General features: G+C 31.4%; 18 protein-coding genes. 9 read left to right on the top strand and 9 right to left on the bottom strand.

Annotated elements, in window-relative coordinates; all coding sequences use genetic code 11:
- Positions 1–19: 19 nt before the first annotated feature.
- The 5 genes from M0M44_RS05435 to M0M44_RS05415 all read right to left on the bottom strand — a co-directional run bounded on the left by M0M44_RS05435 (position 20) and on the right by M0M44_RS05415 (position 5,577).
- Positions 20–247 carry an AtpZ/AtpI family protein gene (locus M0M44_RS05435; protein WP_095930601.1) on the bottom strand — a complete coding sequence of 76 codons (228 nt, stop codon included), beginning with the start codon at positions 245–247 and terminating at the stop codon, positions 20–22.
- Positions 228–626, bottom strand: a complete 399-nt coding sequence (locus M0M44_RS05430; protein ID WP_248728856.1) for a bactofilin family protein — start codon at positions 624–626, stop codon at positions 228–230. Before M0M44_RS05430 ends, M0M44_RS05435 begins: the two co-directional genes overlap by 20 nt.
- Before the next feature lie 12 nt (positions 627–638).
- A complete protein-coding gene (gene porW / locus M0M44_RS05425; RefSeq protein ID WP_248728855.1) occupies positions 639–3,251 on the bottom strand; it encodes a type IX secretion system periplasmic lipoprotein PorW/SprE in 2,613 nt (870 codons plus the stop codon).
- A 90-nt stretch (positions 3,252–3,341) separates the two neighbouring features.
- Positions 3,342–4,037 carry an ABC transporter ATP-binding protein gene (locus M0M44_RS05420; RefSeq protein WP_095930598.1) on the bottom strand — a complete coding sequence of 232 codons (696 nt, stop codon included), beginning with the start codon at positions 4,035–4,037 and terminating at the stop codon, positions 3,342–3,344.
- Between the two features lie 79 nt (positions 4,038–4,116).
- Positions 4,117–5,577 carry a DUF5687 family protein gene (locus M0M44_RS05415; protein WP_248728854.1) on the bottom strand — a complete coding sequence of 487 codons (1,461 nt, stop codon included), beginning with the start codon at positions 5,575–5,577 and terminating at the stop codon, positions 4,117–4,119.
- Positions 5,578–5,705: 128 nt separating this feature from the next.
- On the opposite strand from M0M44_RS05415, the gene M0M44_RS05410 reads away from it, so the two are divergent.
- The 3 genes from M0M44_RS05410 to M0M44_RS05400 all read left to right on the top strand — a co-directional run bounded on the left by M0M44_RS05410 (position 5,706) and on the right by M0M44_RS05400 (position 7,803).
- Positions 5,706–6,758, top strand: coding sequence for a ferredoxin--NADP reductase (locus M0M44_RS05410; protein ID WP_248728853.1), 1,053 nt, complete (start codon positions 5,706–5,708; stop codon positions 6,756–6,758).
- A gap of 161 nt (positions 6,759–6,919) precedes the next feature.
- The gene (locus M0M44_RS05405) at positions 6,920–7,228 is read left to right on the top strand and encodes a hypothetical protein (protein WP_248728852.1); all 309 of its coding nucleotides are present in this window, start codon (positions 6,920–6,922) and stop codon (positions 7,226–7,228) included.
- Between the two features lie 230 nt (positions 7,229–7,458).
- Positions 7,459–7,803 (top strand): hypothetical protein, encoded by a 345-nt coding sequence (locus M0M44_RS05400; protein WP_248728851.1) that lies wholly within the window; start codon positions 7,459–7,461, stop codon positions 7,801–7,803.
- A 177-nt stretch (positions 7,804–7,980) separates the two neighbouring features.
- On the opposite strand, the gene M0M44_RS05395 is transcribed toward M0M44_RS05400, so the two are convergent.
- Together M0M44_RS05395 and M0M44_RS05390 are read right to left on the bottom strand one after the other, a co-directional pair.
- Positions 7,981–8,991, bottom strand: coding sequence for a glycosyltransferase family 9 protein (locus M0M44_RS05395; protein ID WP_248728850.1), 1,011 nt, complete (start codon positions 8,989–8,991; stop codon positions 7,981–7,983).
- Positions 8,992–9,034: 43 nt separating this feature from the next.
- On the bottom strand, positions 9,035–9,640 hold the full coding sequence (locus M0M44_RS05390) for a DUF4254 domain-containing protein (protein ID WP_248728849.1): 606 nt from the start codon (positions 9,638–9,640) through the stop codon (positions 9,035–9,037).
- Positions 9,641–9,750: 110 nt separating this feature from the next.
- Here M0M44_RS05390 and upp point away from each other — a divergent pair, with 110 nt between their 5' ends.
- Positions 9,751–10,404, top strand: a complete 654-nt coding sequence (upp, locus tag M0M44_RS05385) for a uracil phosphoribosyltransferase (protein ID WP_248728848.1) — start codon at positions 9,751–9,753, stop codon at positions 10,402–10,404.
- Here upp and M0M44_RS05380 read toward each other — a convergent pair.
- Positions 10,399–11,328: a DUF6427 family protein gene (locus M0M44_RS05380; protein ID WP_248728847.1), complete on the bottom strand. Its 930-nt coding sequence runs from the start codon at positions 11,326–11,328 to the stop codon at positions 10,399–10,401. The genes upp and M0M44_RS05380 overlap by 6 nt on opposite strands.
- A gap of 142 nt (positions 11,329–11,470) precedes the next feature.
- Between M0M44_RS05380 and M0M44_RS05375 the strand changes: the two genes are divergently transcribed.
- A complete protein-coding gene (locus tag M0M44_RS05375; protein ID WP_041519835.1) occupies positions 11,471–11,701 on the top strand; it encodes a DUF6341 family protein in 231 nt (76 codons plus the stop codon).
- Between the two features lie 44 nt (positions 11,702–11,745).
- Here M0M44_RS05375 and purD read toward each other — a convergent pair whose 3' ends face one another.
- Entirely contained in the window at positions 11,746–13,020 is a 1,275-nt protein-coding gene (purD, locus tag M0M44_RS05370; protein WP_248728846.1) for a phosphoribosylamine--glycine ligase, read from the bottom strand.
- A 122-nt stretch (positions 13,021–13,142) separates the two neighbouring features.
- On the opposite strand from purD, the gene M0M44_RS05365 reads away from it, so the two are divergent.
- The 4 genes from M0M44_RS05365 to M0M44_RS05350 all read left to right on the top strand — a co-directional run bounded on the left by M0M44_RS05365 (position 13,143) and on the right by M0M44_RS05350 (position 17,520).
- Positions 13,143–14,453 carry a phenylacetate--CoA ligase family protein gene (locus M0M44_RS05365; RefSeq protein ID WP_248728845.1) on the top strand — a complete coding sequence of 437 codons (1,311 nt, stop codon included), beginning with the start codon at positions 13,143–13,145 and terminating at the stop codon, positions 14,451–14,453.
- 41 nt (positions 14,454–14,494) lie between these two features.
- Positions 14,495–15,025, top strand: a complete 531-nt coding sequence (locus tag M0M44_RS05360) for an ORF6N domain-containing protein (protein WP_248728844.1) — start codon at positions 14,495–14,497, stop codon at positions 15,023–15,025.
- Positions 15,026–15,244: 219 nt separating this feature from the next.
- The gene (gene wecB / locus M0M44_RS05355) at positions 15,245–16,333 is read left to right on the top strand and encodes a non-hydrolyzing UDP-N-acetylglucosamine 2-epimerase (protein ID WP_248728843.1); all 1,089 of its coding nucleotides are present in this window, start codon (positions 15,245–15,247) and stop codon (positions 16,331–16,333) included.
- A complete protein-coding gene (locus tag M0M44_RS05350) occupies positions 16,333–17,520 on the top strand; it encodes a glycosyltransferase family 4 protein (RefSeq protein ID WP_248728842.1) in 1,188 nt (395 codons plus the stop codon). The genes wecB and M0M44_RS05350 overlap by 1 nt, the downstream gene beginning before the upstream one ends.
- Positions 17,521–17,527: the final 7 nt, after the last annotated feature.

The following is a 17,527-nucleotide window of genomic DNA, read 5'->3' as shown; positions in this document are numbered from 1 at the left end:
AGGCATTTTTATTTACAAACTACTTTGTTTTATTGATATCGTTTACTTGTCGGATTACATTGTACAATGCAACTCCAACACCGGCTAATACAAAAATGGTGTTATAATATACTTTTGGACTTGGATGTTTCTCGTCGAGCCAGGTTCCGAAATAAGAGAATACGAAAATGATTACTCCCATTTGAAAGGGAATATTAATAAATGCCAACCATTTATTTCTTCTATTATTATTCGGCTCCTTTTCCATCTTCTAGCATTATGACTGTATTTGAATGGGCAAGCATAGTACAGGTTGCTGTAAAGTCAGCTCCTGGTTCTATAGAAAGTTTTCCTACTGCTACTTCTCCATGAATTTGAGCAGTCGATTTAATATTAAGGGTTTCAAGAACTTTTATTTTTCCATGAAATTCTCCTTCGATGTCTGCATTGTTACAGATAATTTCTCCTTTGATAACTCCTTTTGCTCCAATCACAATCTTGCCCTGCGAAGTAAAATTTCCTATCAATTCACCGTCTAACCTAAAGTCGGCTTTAGAGACTATATCTCCTACTATTGATGTTCCTTCAACAATTCTATTGGTTTTTCCTAATTGTTCAGTTCCGTTTTTTTTTACTTTTTCAAACATGGCGGTTAAGATTTAAGGGGTTTTCGGGGTAAGGTATGCGTCTAGATTCTTTTTAATCTGAACAATTTTGTAATTATCATTTGATATAATTATTGCTTGATCTGGGATTTTATATTTCTTATCTTCTCTGAAAACTCCAGCAATATCATTTGCATAAGCTTCAGATTTTAAACCATGAATAACTACAAAACTTTCTGTTTTATTGTATTTATCTAGAGATGTTGTCAATCTTTCGTAGTTTTCAACTAATAAAAACACTCTAATTGCTTCTTCTATTCTTTTAACCGCTTTTGTATCATTGTTTGCAACACGATATACTATTTTCCAGTTTTTAGTATCTGTTGTTGTAAAGTTAAGTTTCTCCAAAACAGGAACTTGTTTTTCTAAAATCTCTCTTGCATTTTTACCTTCTTCACTATTCGGATAATTATCTGCAACGTTCTCAAGTCCTTTTTTATAGGCTTCTAAACCATATACTTTTCCTAAAGTATTGGCTTTTAGCAATTCGTATTTTGAAACAATATCATCTCCCGAGTATTGATTAATTAGATTATCAATATTGGCCAAGACTTCATCAAAATGTTCTTCTTCAAAAAGTTTATACCATTTTTGATATTCTTTGTCTGGACTAGAATTTGGATCGTCTTCTTTATTGTTTAAAATATGCGCATATCTCGAATCTGGATATTTAGATGAAATCTCTGATTTTATAGCTTCAGCTTTTGCCGGATTTGTAATTTGATAAATTTTATACAAATTATACATTGATGGCAATACCAGTTTTTCTTCGGGATTGTTCTGAAGTAGTTGCTCTAGTTTGTCGCTAGCCAAATTATATTCTTTAAACTTCTCCTTATATATAAGTCCTAATTGATAGTATGAAAAATTGCGTTCTTTACCAATACTATCCATAGCAGCTTGAGAAGTTGGCAGTTGTTCTACATAATAAGCTACTGTATATTTTTCAGGAACAATTGTATCATTCAGTGGGTTCGCAACTTCTTTTGTATTAATAGTATCGTTCATTGCAGCATCGTTTGCAGATCGCACTCCAGCCAATCGCCAGTTTCCACCCATAGTTCTGTTACCCCACATTTTTTTAAACTGTAGTTTTCCGTAAGCAACTGTTGTTGGGTTATAAAAATAGAATGAACTGGCATTATCATTTCCTCCAGGAGGCATTCCAACTCCTTCTGGTTCTACTGGTTTACCTAAAGAATTAGGATTAACAGCTCCATTTCCTGCAAAATCTGCTTGAGAGTTTCGGTCTATATTGGCTAATCGTTCTTTTTCCTTTTCTTCTAAAAGTTTTTTTGCTTCGTCCTTCTTTTTAAGTTCGGCGATATAATTTTCGAAATAAACTTTCTTATCGTTTGGTGGCAGGTTATATACTTTAATAATACTATCATTGCGTTTTGCAATAGCTTCGTATTTAATTACATCATCTAGATTTTTTCTGTTTTTTTCTATAAATGCAAACTCTCTAGTTTTAGGATCCAGTTTAACCAAAGTACTATCATAATACTTTGCCGCCATCGAATAATCTGTATTTTTAAAATACATGTTTCCAATGTTTCTATAAGCAGAAGCCATTAAATACGGATCTTTAGATTTTCTTCCTAAAGACTTATTGTAAAATTTTAATGCGTTTTCTTGATCTTTCTTTTTATCATAATAAACTCCCATTTCATAAAAAAGAACATCATAATAAGGACGATTTTCACGATCAGTCACCAATTTATTAAATGTTTTTAAGAAAATTGTATCATTATCTTTTCCATAATCAAACATCTGTGCTTTTTTGGCGTAAGCGTGCATCATGTACTTGCGATCTGCCTTTCTGTTTAAATCAATAACCGCATCATAAAAATAAATGGCACTGTCACGTTTTCCTTCTGCCTGATACATTTGGCCAAGGATAAAACGATATCTTGCGCGTTCTTCATTATTTCGAGTAAATTGTTCTGCAACTCTAAGTTTAGAAACAGCACTGTCTTTTTGTTCCAGATTTAGAAAAGCTTCTGCCAAAAGTGCGTTGGCATCTGCATAAGTTTGCTTATCTAAATCTGTTTTTTTAAGTAAAATTTTAATATTCTTAAGAGCAATAGCGTCATTACCTAAACGCATATTGGTTTTTTCACGCCAGATTTTTGCCGTATAAATATTATTGCTTTCTGGATATTTGTACAAAATATAATTGAAAGCCTCAATTGCTGGTATAAAACGCTGATCATAATATCTTGCTTTTCCAAGCATAAGATAGGCTTCGTCAATCTGCCAGTTTCTTTCTCTTCCGCCAATATTCATGGAGTGTTTTTGAATGGCTTTTGTAGCTTTGGTCTCTGCCTTTTCAAAATCAGGATTTTTTGCTTTTTCGGCTTCAGAAAAATTTTCGTCGAACTGCATTTTTTCAATGGGCAGTTGTTTCCAGAAATTATCTTCGTTATTGGCCTGAATTGACTTTAAACCTTTGTCTAAACCAATTCCTCCATTGTAAAGAATGTTATATTTTGTCCCGATCGAGTGAGAACTTCGAGCCAAAAAGGTATTTTTTTTGGTAGAACAAGCTATCAAAAAGAATAAAAAAACGAAAGTAAAACTATATTTAAGAGTATTCTTTTTCAATAGAAAAGAGTTTAAAACAGATAACTACTAAAAATTGATTTTAGTATATTCATTTGTAAAAATACGCTTCTTTTTGAAATATAGAAATTCTTACACAGCAAAAAACAATTCTAATTCTTGTAAGGTTTCTTCTGAGGTCTGAATATCTTTAACAATTTCGCCTTTATTAAGCGCGACAATACGATTGCAGACTTCTACAGTATGCTGTAAATCATGACTTGAAACCAAAACAGTTACATTTGGATCGTCGGCTAATTCTTTGATGATTTTTTTTAATCGACTTACTGTTGTAGGATCTAGATTGGCAAAAGGCTCATCCAAAATTACAACTTCAGGGTTACCAATAAGTGTGGCAATAATACCCGCTTTTTTCTGATTTCCTTTTGATAGATCACGAAGGTATTTTTTATTGTTCAAAATTTCTCCATTAAAAAACTCCTCGTGTTTTGCTAGCAATGCATCAATATCTGCCTTATTCTGATTGCGTAAATCACCAATAAAATAAAAGTATTCTTCTGGAGTTAAATATCCGATAAGGAAATTTTCATCTAAAAAAGATCCTGTAAAAGATTTCCAATTCTCGCTCGTATTTACCTGAATGTCATTACTTTTTATATATCCTGTTGAAGGCTGGATGAGATCAAGAAGCAAGCTGAAAAAAGTTGTTTTTCCTGCTCCGTTATTTCCTACCAATCCAAAACTTTGTCCTTTTGGGATTTCTAGATTATTAATATTTAAAACTGTTGTTCCGTTATATGTTTTTGAAAGCTGATTTACTTGTATCATAATAATTTTAGATTGTTGATTTCAGATTTTAGATTTAAAAGAGATAATTATCTCATTTTCAAATTGACAATTTATCTAATTAACCCTTTTGTTTATAAGCACTTATTGTACTGTATTTTTCTATTTTGTACCTCTTTTCGATTATTGAAAACACTTTCTCTTTAAATATAAAGCCCAAGATACCAGCTCCTGCAACCAAACTTAAGGCTACAGTTTTATCTGCAAAACGAAGTCCAAGCCAATACAATAATAAAGGAAGGAATATTTTTGGCAAAGACAGAAGCATCGAGTTTACATTAAATGCTTTTTTATCTCCAAAGGCGCCACCAGCACTGCTTAAATCAATTGGTGTTTTAGTAAAAGCACCTCCCAAAAGTACCAAATGAGAATTTACGCCAATATTATAAATTGCACCAACTACAATAGTTAGATAAACTTCCCATCCGAAAAAAAGATAAAAAGATGATAGAATTGTAGAAATAAAAGTAGCAATTACAATTAGCCACCATTTTGCAGTAATATAACCTCTATACGGAATATTCTGTGTCATCATTAATTGATAATACGAACTATCCCAGCTGGGTACAAACTGTCCGAATACAAATAGAAATCCTCCTGAAACGAATATTCCAGCAAAAATTTGCATAGCAGCCGGTTGATGTGTATTTCCGAAAAAAATCAATCCATAGAATAAAAAGATCACACTCATTACTATAGTGGTTTTTGATCTTTTATTTCTTTTGATAAGTCTAATGTCATTTTTAAGGAAAGTCCCCAAAGTACCAAACTGATTCAGCCAAGAAAGATTTTCTGTAGAGGCAACATCGTGTTTTACAGAAAGTCCTGCATCGAGATATAAATTCTTTTCGAAGTATTTAAATGTAAAATAATGCAACGCAATTAATACTAGAATCGGAATCAAAAACAATCCATCTATTTCATAAAAGCTTTGAAAAAATGGAGTTGTAAACTGCGTAATATCAAATAATTGATAATACTGTGCACCTCCTAGAACTACAATTAGCAGTAGAAAAAGAGCAAATAATCTATCTATGTTGCTTAAAATAATATTCAGAAAATTGTTAATGTAAATAATAGACATTACTCCCAAATGCCAAAAAATAATTTGTACAACATCGTATCCGTTTAAAATTAGGACCACTGTAAATGGAATAAAAAATAAAGCATGTATCCAGTTAAAAAAAGATAAAATGGTTTTGCCCAAAGAAAAATGAACAATGGTTGTTTTCTTTAAAGGAAGAGCTAGCAAAGGTTTGATGTTTAATACAGGTATTGACTGTAATAACAATCGAACTGCTAAATCGCCTAGAAAATAATAAATTAGAAATTTGTTTAAAGTTACCAAAGGTTCCAAATTCATTTCCTTAAGCATATAAAATGCACCCACTCCCATAGCAATAAAAATTAATGAAAAATAGATCATTAAAAAACCTATTATTATTTTCATTGTCAGATTTTTACCGAAAGATGCCGACCTAATAAAGGCCTTCCATTCGAGATAAATAAACTTCTTAATCATGGTTTATGGTTTTAATATTTTTGTAGTAAGAGACCAAATGTAGGAAAACGTTACAAAAAAAGTTAAAAAAAATAATTTCGTGCTAAAATTTTAATAGTGGTTTGCTACTTTTGCATAAAAATTCTATCATGCCTTCATTCTTAAAACTTATAATTAAAGAGGTTAAACGCGAAACTGCAGATGCTGTTTCGATTCTTTTTAATGTTCCTGAAGAACTAAAATCTGACTATAAATTTACAGCAGGTCAATATATAAATTTAAAATTAACTCTTGATAACCAAGAAATTAGACGTGCATATTCTATTTGCTCTGCACCAGACAGCGGCGAATTAAGAATTGCTGTAAAAGCAGTAAAAAGTGGTCTTTTTTCTCAGTTTGCCAATACTACCTTAAAAGCAGGTGATGTTCTCGAAGTAGGCCAACCAGAAGGTAAATTTACTTTTGAACCAGATGCTGAAAGACAAAAAAACTACGCGGCTTTTGCTGCAGGAAGCGGAATTACTCCAGTTCTTTCTATCATAAAATCGGTTTTAAAAAATGAACCAAAAAGTTCATTTGTATTGGTTTACGGAAATAAAACTCCCGAAAGCACAATCTTTCACCAAGAGCTTCACGATTTGCAATTACAATATGTAGGCAGATTTTTTGTGCATTATGTGTACAGCCAAGCAAAAGCTGAAAATGCTTTATTTGGAAGAATTGAAAAATCGGCTGTGAATTTTGTTTTAAACAACAAACACAAGGAACTTCAATTTGATAAGTTTTTCCTTTGCGGACCAGAAGAAATGATTAACACCGTTTCTAATGTTTTGAAAGAGAAAAATGTAAAAGAATCTGCTATTAAATTTGAGTTGTTCACGTCTTCTTCTGAAGAACATGAAATTCAGGGTTCTCAAGAAGGACATACAAAAATTACTGTTTTGGTAGACGATGAAGAAACTACTTTTGAAATGTCTAAAAAACAAACTATTCTTGATGCAGCTCTAAAACAAGGTGTTGACGCTCCTTATTCTTGCCAAGGCGGGATTTGTAGCAGCTGTTTAGGCCGTGTTACAAAAGGAAGCGCAGAAATGACTAAAAATTCTATTTTAACAGATAGCGAAATTGCTGAAGGTTTAATTTTAACTTGTCAGGCACATCCAACATCAGAGACCATTTATGTTGATTACGACGATGTTTAGTCTGTAAAATCCCAATATCAAAAATTCCAAATTCCAACTTTACCATTGGGGTTTGGAATTTTTTTTGTTTAATTGCGTTATTTCTAATCTTTGTCAAAGTTTAAAACTTGACAAAGATCTGCCTTGAAATTTGGAATTAAAAAATTGAAATTTAATTGAATATGAAATCAGTACGAGAAATTTTTAGAAATAAAGAATATCTTTTGGAAGAGCCCGAAGTTATGAAGCTGGTTGATTACTGCGAAGAACTTCAGGATGAAATTGTTGATTTTAAATTTCAAAAAACCGACAATAAAGAACTTGCTTTACTCGACATGATCAAAGAAGTTATAAAAGGATGTGATGCCATCGAAAGAGAACAAATGGAACATGAACGCTACGGTTATGACGCACCAAATTATCCGGAAACCATCGCCAATCTAAAAAACTATATTTACCGTCGTTGCCATGATGAGAAGATTTGGCTCTAATTGAAATAAAAGCAAAATTTTATCGAAATATTGCTCATTTTTCATTAAATTAGGGGTATAATTATAGCAATCACAATCTCCTAATCTGAGAATTTGTAGAGCTAAATCAAATTTGTCAAACATTTAAAATATTAAATATCATGACAGCTCACGTACAACACTTTCATCTATATCTATTTATCATGTTTTTTGTAACTGCTTCGCTATGCGTTCTAGCAATTATTATTAAAATGAAAAACAAAAAAGGTCCGAAGTTGCTTGAAAGAGAAAAATACGATTCAACTTTGACCGAAAAAATGATAGAAGTAAAAAAGACAGATTCGAATATCTTTAATATCTGGCCTTATGTAAGCAGACTTAAATCGGCTAAAATTTTATCTAAAAAAATTAAAGATCATGATTTAATTTATAAAATTTATAGAGATTCATCTGATAAATTCGAACATATTCTATTATCAACCGAAGACAAAAATAATTTTGTCACAATTATAGTAAACAAAAAAAGAAAAAAAACAATCGGATATTCTTTCCTCGATTCTGATGAAAGATACGATCTAAACAAAAATATTGCTTAAAAATTATTTTTATCAGCAATATACAGATGGGTAAAATATTTAGAATCTCAATAGAAACAAACGAAAAAAGCTCCAGAGAAGCAACTATATAATAAAAAATATGTCGTTCCTCTGGAGCTTTAATATTGTAGACGTTATTTTCTTTGCTATAAATATTTAGCTTCGTTTTTTAATCTCTTATGAGAGCTGCTTCACAACTTTGTCAACAACTTGTTGTGGTAAAATTGTCCTCATTGCATCCTCATATCCCTCAACAACTTTATTTCCATAAACTGAAGTTGGCAATTTTGGATATTGATTTCGGTCTGAAGTCAATGCATTTTCTAAACTTTGATTAAATGGCAAAAATCCTGCGTACGGATGTGTCGCTCCCCAAAGAGTAACGACTTTTACGCCCAGCATTGCTGCAATATGCGCATTTCCAGAATCCATTGAAAGCATTACATCAAGATTACTGATCAATTGTAATTCCTGCTGAAATTTAATTTTCCCAGCCATATTAATTACATTTTCAAATGGTTGAGCAAGAGAATCTAAAATTTCGATTTCTTTTTTTCCTCCTCCAAAAAGCAAAATGGTCTGATCTTTATTTTCGGACAATATTGAAATTACCTCTTTCATTAAGTCCAAAGGATAAACTTTAGAATCATATTGTGCAAAAGGCGCAATTCCAATAAGCTTTTGATTTTCTCTTCCTATAATTTTTAAAATATCTTCACTTAATTTAGCTTTTTCAGGAAAATCAGGATTCGATAAATTTAACGGAAAACCAAGTTTTTCAAACACCTTTGCATGCCTTTCAAACATTGTCGGCAATTGCCTGAAAATCTTATTCTCGGCTCTTGTCAATTCTTTTTTTCCTTCTCGGCCTTTATCGACAGTTGCTCTTTTTTTTCCGCTTAAAGCGAAAAGTAAACTCACAACTTTAGATCGTAAAACATTATGAAGATCTGCAAAAGCATCAATTTTCAGTTTTTTTACGTCTTTATATAAACGCACAAGACCTGGAAAACCTTTGTGCCTTTCTTTTTCATCAAAAGCAAAAAACTCCAAGTTAGGAATTCCATCAAAAAAAGGTTTAAAAAATGGACGAGAAATAACGGTTAGTTTTACCGTTGGATATTGTTTTACAAAAGCGCCTAAAACAGGAACCGTCATGGCGACATCTCCCATCGCGGATAGTCTCATGACGGCTATATGCTTAATTTTGCTAGACAAGTCTGCCAAATTATTATTTTTTATTTTGATATAAAACTGGGTTTAATTCATCATCGTTGTACATTTTCATTTGTTTGTACACTTTCATGAATTTATCTCCATTTTCGATATCCGTAAGTAAATCATCTATTGCAGTTGATAAATCACTTCTTTGTTCTAAAAGGACATTTAGTTTTTCTTGGCATTTATCTCTATGTTCTTGAGAAGCTTCTGCACGTGTAGCTTCTTCATGCATATGATAAATTTTTAAAGCTAAAATTGACAATCTGTCAAAAGCCCAAGCTGGACTTTCAGAATTGATTTTTGCTCCGTCTTTTACTTTTACATCACTGTATTTTTGTAAAAAATAACTATCTATATATTCCACCATATCAGTACGTTCCTGATTTGATGCGTCAATTCTTCTTTTTAAAGTTAATGCGGCAACTGGATCAATTTGTGGATCACGAATAATATCTTCAAAATGCCATTGAACGGTGTCAATCCAATTTTTTAGATATAACAAATGCTCAAACTTATCTTTTGGATAAGGATTATTGATCGGCTGATCTACATTATCAAACTCGTGATAATCTTTGATGCTTTGCTCGAAAACAGAATATGCTAATTTTGAAAACATGTTTTTATTTTTTTATAAAACAAAGATACTTTTTATACTTTTATACTTTGAAAAAAAACATCAATTTTTCAATTATTCTTAAAAAACAATTGCTCTTATAAAAAAATAGTATGAAAATCCATTATATCTCTGAGAACAACAGTGTCTTAAATCATTTTTTAGGTCAGATTCGAAATATAAATGTTCAAAACGACAGTATGCGTTTTCGTAGAAATATTGAACGCATTGGAGAAATTATGGCTTATGAATTAAGCAAAATTTTGCCTTATAAAAAAGTTGAAATTCAGACACCTCTAGGAATTAAGAATACTACAAAAATTGATGCCGATTTGGTATTATGCCCAATTTTAAGAGCTGGATTGCCACTTCACAATGGGTTTTTAAATTATTTTGATCATGCCGAAAACAGCTTTGTTTCTGCATGCAGATATCATCCAAATAATGATGACGAATTTGAAATTCGAGTTGAATATCAAGCTATTTCAGATTTAAATAATAAAACCGTTCTGCTTCTTGACCCAATGCTGGCAACTGGGCAATCAATTGTTGCTGTTCATAAAAAATTAGTAGAAAATGCAAGTCCAACAGAAATACACATTGTTGTTGTTATTGCTGCCCCAGAAGGAATTGCTTACCTCGAAAAAAATCTTCCAGAAAACTGCCACTTGTGGGTTGCTTCTCTAGACGAAAAATTAAATGAAAAAAACTACATTGTTCCGGGACTTGGTGACGCTGGCGATCTTGCTTACGGAAGTAAATTATAATTGAGAGAAAAAAGTAAATAAACTACACACAATCAAGGTATAATATACAATTTCGTTGTTAAGTTTCTGCTGTACGTATTCTACATGACTTGTTGCCATTATCGTTAATGGCGCAATACTAAACAATAATAAATCGTTACTTTTATTTGGTGAAATAATGTAAATAAAAGCGGCTATAAAAAAACAAGCTACAACTTTCTTGTATGAAGAATGTACAATTTGTGGTCTGTTTGATAGCGTCATTAGCATAGAAGTAACAAAAAATAGTGCTACAGCTGTGTATATAGAAAGTGCCGCGTTTTCGTAATTATTCTTAAAATAATCTATTCTAAAATCGACTACAGCTCTTTCTTGAATAAAAGCTATGACATCAAAATTTAAAATTAATGATGTCATGTAGAATAAAATTATTACGGCCAAAAGTGCTATAAAAGGCAAGACCCAGTTTCTATAATCTCTTGAAACGTGAAAAATAATAGAGATATAAACCAATATTATAAAGAGAATACTCCAAAATTGAAATAAAGAAGCTACAAAAATCCAAAATGCAGCATCAAATATTTTTTCTTTTGATGCTTTTAGGGATTGTAGCGATATTAATCTTCGAAGCGCCAATAAAATGAAAAAATTGGCATAGATAACATTTGAATCATTAAAGATCGTTGGAAAAAATAAAACAAACAACAAGTAGAAAAGTATCGCGTAACCGTTGTCTTTACTAAGTCCGTTCTTTTTTACGATAAAATTAATCATAAAAAAAGAAGCCAAAATAAAGCACAACAAACTCACTTTTTGAAAAGCCAAAAAATAAGAAGTAACCCAAGATGGGTCTTTAATTTGGAACATAAAAAAGAAAACCAGTATTAAAATTACAACCAATGAATAATTTAATGGTGTAGATTTTTTAAAAACACTTGTTATCATAAGGATATTTTATACTTTTGTGATTGTAAAGATAATACTTGTTTAAAAGGAAAAACCTAACAAGTTGAAAAAAAGATTTGGTTTACCGAATTTTATCTTCAAGGCATTACACAACAATAAATAACATATAATTTTTAAAATTATGACAGCTTTTTTTGAAGGAATTCAATACCTATTTGTTAACATTTTGTTTGCTCCTCTTGACTTTTTACGTCATTTAGAATTAATTACATGGTTTGGTGCAAACACTATTAACTGGATTTTTATGATCATCTGTGCATGCGCAATCGTTTATTGGATTAAACAATTACGTATTTTTGATGACGCTGGAACAGAAAACCAAGATACAACGGCTCATTCATTTTTAAAATAAAAAAACCAAACCCTTTAATTAAAAAGGGCTTGTAAATTTATTTTTTAGATTAAATCAAAACCGATATCTTTTCTAAAATACATCTTATCAAAACTTAGTTTATCTATGTTTTGGTAAGATTTTTTTATGGCCTCCTGGAAATTATCTCCATAAGAAGTTACAGCAATTACACGTCCTCCATTAGTAACGACATTTTCGTTATCTAATTTTGTTCCCGCGTGAAAAACTATAGAATCTGTAACATTTTCTAAACCAGAAATTACTTTTCCTTTTTCGAAATCTTCAGGATATCCTCCAGAGACTACCATTACAGTTGTTGCACTTCTTGGGTCAACTTCTAAATTAAAGTCTCCTAATTTCTGATCTGCGACAGATAAGAACAATTCAACTAAGTCTGATTTTAATCTCGGAACCACAACTTCAGTTTCTGGATCTCCCATTCTTACGTTGTACTCAATAACTATCGGTTCGTTTTTAACATTAATCAAACCAATAAATACGAATCCTTTATACTCAATTCCGTCTTTTTGGAAACCTTCGATTGTTGGTTTTACAATGCGTGTTTCAATTTTTTCCATTAAAACAGCATCAACATAAGGAACTGGAGAAACTGCCCCCATTCCGCCTGTATTTAAACCTGTATCTCCTTCTCCAATTCTTTTGTAATCTTTTGCCGTTGGAAGAATTTTATAGCTTTTTCCGTCAGTCAAAACGAAACAGCTTAATTCGATTCCATCCAAGAATTCTTCGATAACCACTTTTGCACTTGCTGTTCCAAATTTTGCATGAACCAACATATTTCTCAATTCTGTTTTTGCTTCTTCAAGATCTTGAATAATCAAAACACCTTTTCCAGCTGCTAATCCATCTGCTTTTAAAACATAAGGCGGCTGTAATGTTTCTAAAAACTCACATCCTTTTTCAACTGTTTCAGCAGTGAAACTATCATAAGCTGCAGTTGGAATATTATGTTTCATCAAGAATTCTTTTGCAAATTCTTTACTTCCTTCTAATTGAGCACCCAATTTTGATGGTCCAATAACTGGGATATGTTTTAAACTTTCGTCATTTTTAAAATAATCGTAAATACCTTTTACTAATGGATCTTCAGGTCCTACGACTACTAAACTTATATTTTCTTTAAGCACTAATGCTTTTACTGCTTCAAAATCAGTTGGAGATATTGCAACGTTTTCAGCAATTGCAGCAGTTCCCGCATTTCCAGGTACTACAAAAAGTTTTTCGCAAAGCGGACTCTGAGTCATTTTCCACGCAAATGCATGTTCTCTTCCGCCTGATCCCAATAGTAAAATTGTCATGGTGTTGTTGTATTTAGTTGTGCTGCAAAAATACTTGCTTTTGTACGTAAAAAATAATTAAATCTTTAAAAAGTTGTTGAATCATTCCGAAACATTATTTTTGACGAAAATTATCCTGAAAAATGATTCGCCTTTTTGATATTTCCCTTCAATTAAATGGTTTTCCGATAAAGAAAGCCAAAGCCGAGATGGATGAAATTATTCACTTTTCTGAAGAAGAATATGCTTCATTTCTTGAAAAGAAGAAGAAAGAAATTGTTGATTTTCATTTAAAAAACAACTCTTTTTACAAAGAATTAGTTGGAAATACTTCAGTTCAAAATTGGGAAGATCTGCCGATTTTGAATAAACAGAATCTTCAGAAGCCATTAGAAGAAAGACTTTCCAAAGGTTTTTCAAAAAAAAACATCTACCTCAACAAAACTTCTGGTTCAAGCGGAACTCCTTTTGTTTTTGCAAAAGATAAGTACTCTCATGCTTTAACTTGGGCTTCCAATATGATGCGTTTTGGATGGTTTGGAATTGATTTTAATCGTTCGTATCAGGCCCGGTTTTACGGAATTCCAATGGATTTTATTGGTTATCAGAAAGAGTGTTTCAAAGATTTTCTGACGCATCGTTTTCGCTTTCCGGTTTTTGATTTATCTGATGAAGTTTTAGAAAAATTCTTAAAAAAATTCAAATCGAAAAAATTCGATTATATCAATGGTTATACAAGTTCTATTGTTTTGTTTGCTAAATTTTTAGAACAGCGAAATATTATCTTAAAAGAAATTTGTCCAACCTTAAAAGCTTGTTTTGTCACTTCGGAAATGCTTTTTGAAACGGATAAAAAGCTCTTAGAAAAACAATTTGGAATTCCGATTATCAGCGAATACGGCGCGTCTGAATTAGATTTAATTGCTTTCGAAAATCCTAAAGGAGAATGGCAAGTTAACGCCGAAACCCTTTTTGTAGAAATTTTAGATGAAAATAACAATTCTGTTCCACATGGAACGGAAGGAAAAATTGTGATTACTTCATTATTTAACAAAGCAAATCCTTTCATCCGATATGAAATTGGAGACATCGGAATTTTGGACGAAAAAAGCACACTTCAAAAACCAATTCTAAAAAAACTTATTGGAAGAACCAACGACATTGCGATTTTACCAAGCGGAAAAAAATCTCCTGGATTGACGTTTTATTATGTAACCAAAAGCATAATTGAAGACGATGGAAATGTAAAAGAATTTATCATCAAACAAACCAAAATAGATAATTTTGAAATTGAATATGTTGCTGAAAAAGAATTAATATCAGAACAAATTGAAAAAATAAAAGAAGCAATTGATTTATACTTAGAGCCTAATTTAAACTTCACTTTTACAAGAAAAACTGTTTTAGAAAGAACCAATCGCGGGAAATTAAAACAGTTTAAATCGTATTTATAAATATAAATAAAATCTTACATTTGTTTTTATAATTAAAACTTATGGATAATCATTCTTTACTTTCTGAAGAAACAATTTCAAATAAAATATATTTTATTCGCAGTCAAAAAGTGATGCTTGATCGTGATTTGGCTTTACTTTATGGAATAGAAACTAAAGTTCTTAAACAATCCGTTAAAAGAAATATCTTAAGGTTTCCTGAAGATTTCATGTTTGAACTTAATAAATCAGAGTTTGAAAATTGGAGGTCACAATTTGTGACCTCCAATTCCGATAAGATTGGTTTGCGACATGCACCGATGGCATTTACTGAACATGGGGTTATGATGTTGTCTAGCATTCTTAAAAGTGACAAAGCAATTCAAACCAATATTCAAATCATGCGTATATTCACGAAAGTGAGACAAATGCTTTTAGATACAACAGAAATTAAAGTAGATATTTTGCAGATTCAGAAGAAGTTAGAGAATCATGATAAAAATATTGAATTGGTATTTTCTTATCTAGATGAATTAACGGAGAAAAAAGAAAATGAATCTGAAAGAGTGAAGATTGGTTATAAAAATAATTAATTCTTTAAGGTAATAAGTTGTGGCTTCAAGTTTTAATTACTTTTATTCAAAGCTTATTGCATTTGAAATCACAAATTGTGAGCTCCAATTATCACAAGAAAAGCACTGATAATATTAAAAATTATAAAAAATTTGAAGAAATTATCTCAATCTACTCAGATTCCGATTTAAACTTTACTTTTGCCACAAGAAAATTTAAATTCAAGAATCTAATCAGCTATGAAAATTACCATAATTGCAGGCGCAAGACCAAATTTTATTAAAATAGCGCCAATTATTAATACAGTAAAAAACAAGCAAAATGAAGGTGTTGATATTTCATTTCGTTTGGTTCATACTGGCCAGCATTATGATAAAAACCTAAGCGATACTTTTTTTGAAGAATTAAACATTCCGCAACCAGATATAAATTTAGAAGTAAAAAGTGGTTCTCAAGCCGAACAGACGGCAGCGATTATGATTGCTTTTGAAAAAGAATTAATTCAAAATCCTTGCGATTTAGTTTTGGTTGTTGGCGATGTAAACTCAACAATGGCATGCTCAATTGTCGCAAAAAAATGTAATACAAAAGTTGCACATGTCGAAGCCGGAATTCGTTCTGGAGACTTAACAATGCCCGAAGAAATTAACAGAATGCTGACGGATAGTATTACTGATTACTTTTTTACAACCTCAACATCAGCTTCAGAAAATTTATTAAAGTTAGGTTCAGATCCAGAAAATGTTCATTTTGTGGGGAATGTGATGATCGATACTTTATATCAAAATATCAACAGAATTGCATCGCCTGATTTTTGGAACGAACATCAATTACAAGAGAAAAACTATATCATCTTAACATTACATCGTCCCGCAAATGTTGACGAAGTTTCATCGCTTATTGATTTACTTCACGGAATTGATTTGTTAGTAAACGACAAAAAAATAATTTTTCCAATTCACCCAAGAACGCAGGCAATTTTAAGCGAAAGCAAAATTGAGTTTAAAAATATCATTTTTGTTTCGCCTCAAGGTTATCTCAATTTCATGTATTTAATCAAAAATAGTTTTGCGGTTATCACAGACAGTGGTGGAATTTCTGAAGAAACAACTGTTCTAGGAATTCCGTGTTTTACGATGCGTGATAACACCGAAAGACCTGAAACAGAAACCATTGGTTCTAATACAATTGTGGGAACTTCTTTAGAAAATTTGAAAAAAGTTTTTGGTACATTTTTACAAAATGGCCCGAGAAAAAGTGGCATTCCAGAATTATGGGACGGAAAAGCTTCTGAAAGAATTATTTCAATTTTATTGGATAAGAAATAATGAATGACATTTTAATTATATCCAATTATTATCCGCCAGAAAAAGGTGCGGCCGCCAATCGAATTGAGCAATTGGCACTAAAATTAAACCAAAACGGGTATGAAGTTTCTGTGATTTCCCCACTCCCAAATTATCCAAAAGGCGAACTTTTCCCAGAATATAAAGGCAGATTTTCGGTTACAGAAAAAATTCAGAATATTACTTTAAAACGTCTTTGGATTTATCCCAGTAACAGTTCTAACATTTTTAAAAGAATTGTTTCGACATTTTCGTTTTCAAGTGTTTTATTTTTTTATTTATTATTTGCTAAAACACCAAAAAAAGTAATTGTACAATCGCCACCATTGCTATTGTCTTTTGTTTCTGTTTTAGCGCTTTGGATCAAAAGAAAAAAAATAATTTTGAATGTTTCAGATCTTTGGCCGACTGCCGCTATTGAACTTCAAGTTTTGAAGAAAAACAGTATTTCGCATAAAATACTTCTTTTTATAGAACGTTTTATCTACAAAAAAGCTACGCATATTTTTGGTCAGTCAAATGAAATTATAGATCATATTCATTCGATTTTTCCTGGGAAGAAATGCTTTTTGTACCGTAATTATCCTGATCATTTTGTGGAAAATAGTATTTCTAAAAATGAAAATGCTAACGAACCAATAAAATTGTTCTATGCGGGATTGTTGGGCGTTGCTCAAGGCATTTTTGAGCTTATTCAGCAATTGAATTTAGAAGATCTGAATGTCGAATTGCATATTTTTGGAGATGGTGCTGAGAAAGCCCAAATCGTAAACTATATGAACCAGAATCCGATGCAGAAAATTATCTTTCACGGAATGTTAGATCGCAGTGTTTTGCATGAAAAATTAATGACTTTAGACATTGCTCTTGTCCCGCTTAAAACAAGAATTTACGGTTCTGTTCCTTCAAAAATATTCGAATACAGCGCTTTAGGATTTCCTATTCTTTATTTTGGCGGGGGCGAAGGAGAATCCATTGTTGAAGAAAATAATTTAGGCTGGGTTGTTCCTGTAGAAGATTTTGTAGGTTTAAATGCTGCGTTAAAACAAATTTCAGAAACAGGAAAAGATAAAATTCAAAGCATGAAAAAGACTATTTTTCTTCATGCACAAAGGAATTTTAATCTTGATGAACAAATGAAGAAATTGATTGAAAGTGATGCTTTTTAAGCAAATT

This window comes from Flavobacterium humidisoli, from assembly GCF_023272795.1.
GTDB classification, from domain to species: Bacteria; Bacteroidota; Bacteroidia; order Flavobacteriales; family Flavobacteriaceae; genus Flavobacterium; species Flavobacterium humidisoli.
The sequence above is the reverse complement of the archived record's forward strand: the minus strand, read 5'-3'. Positions and strand labels throughout refer to the sequence as shown.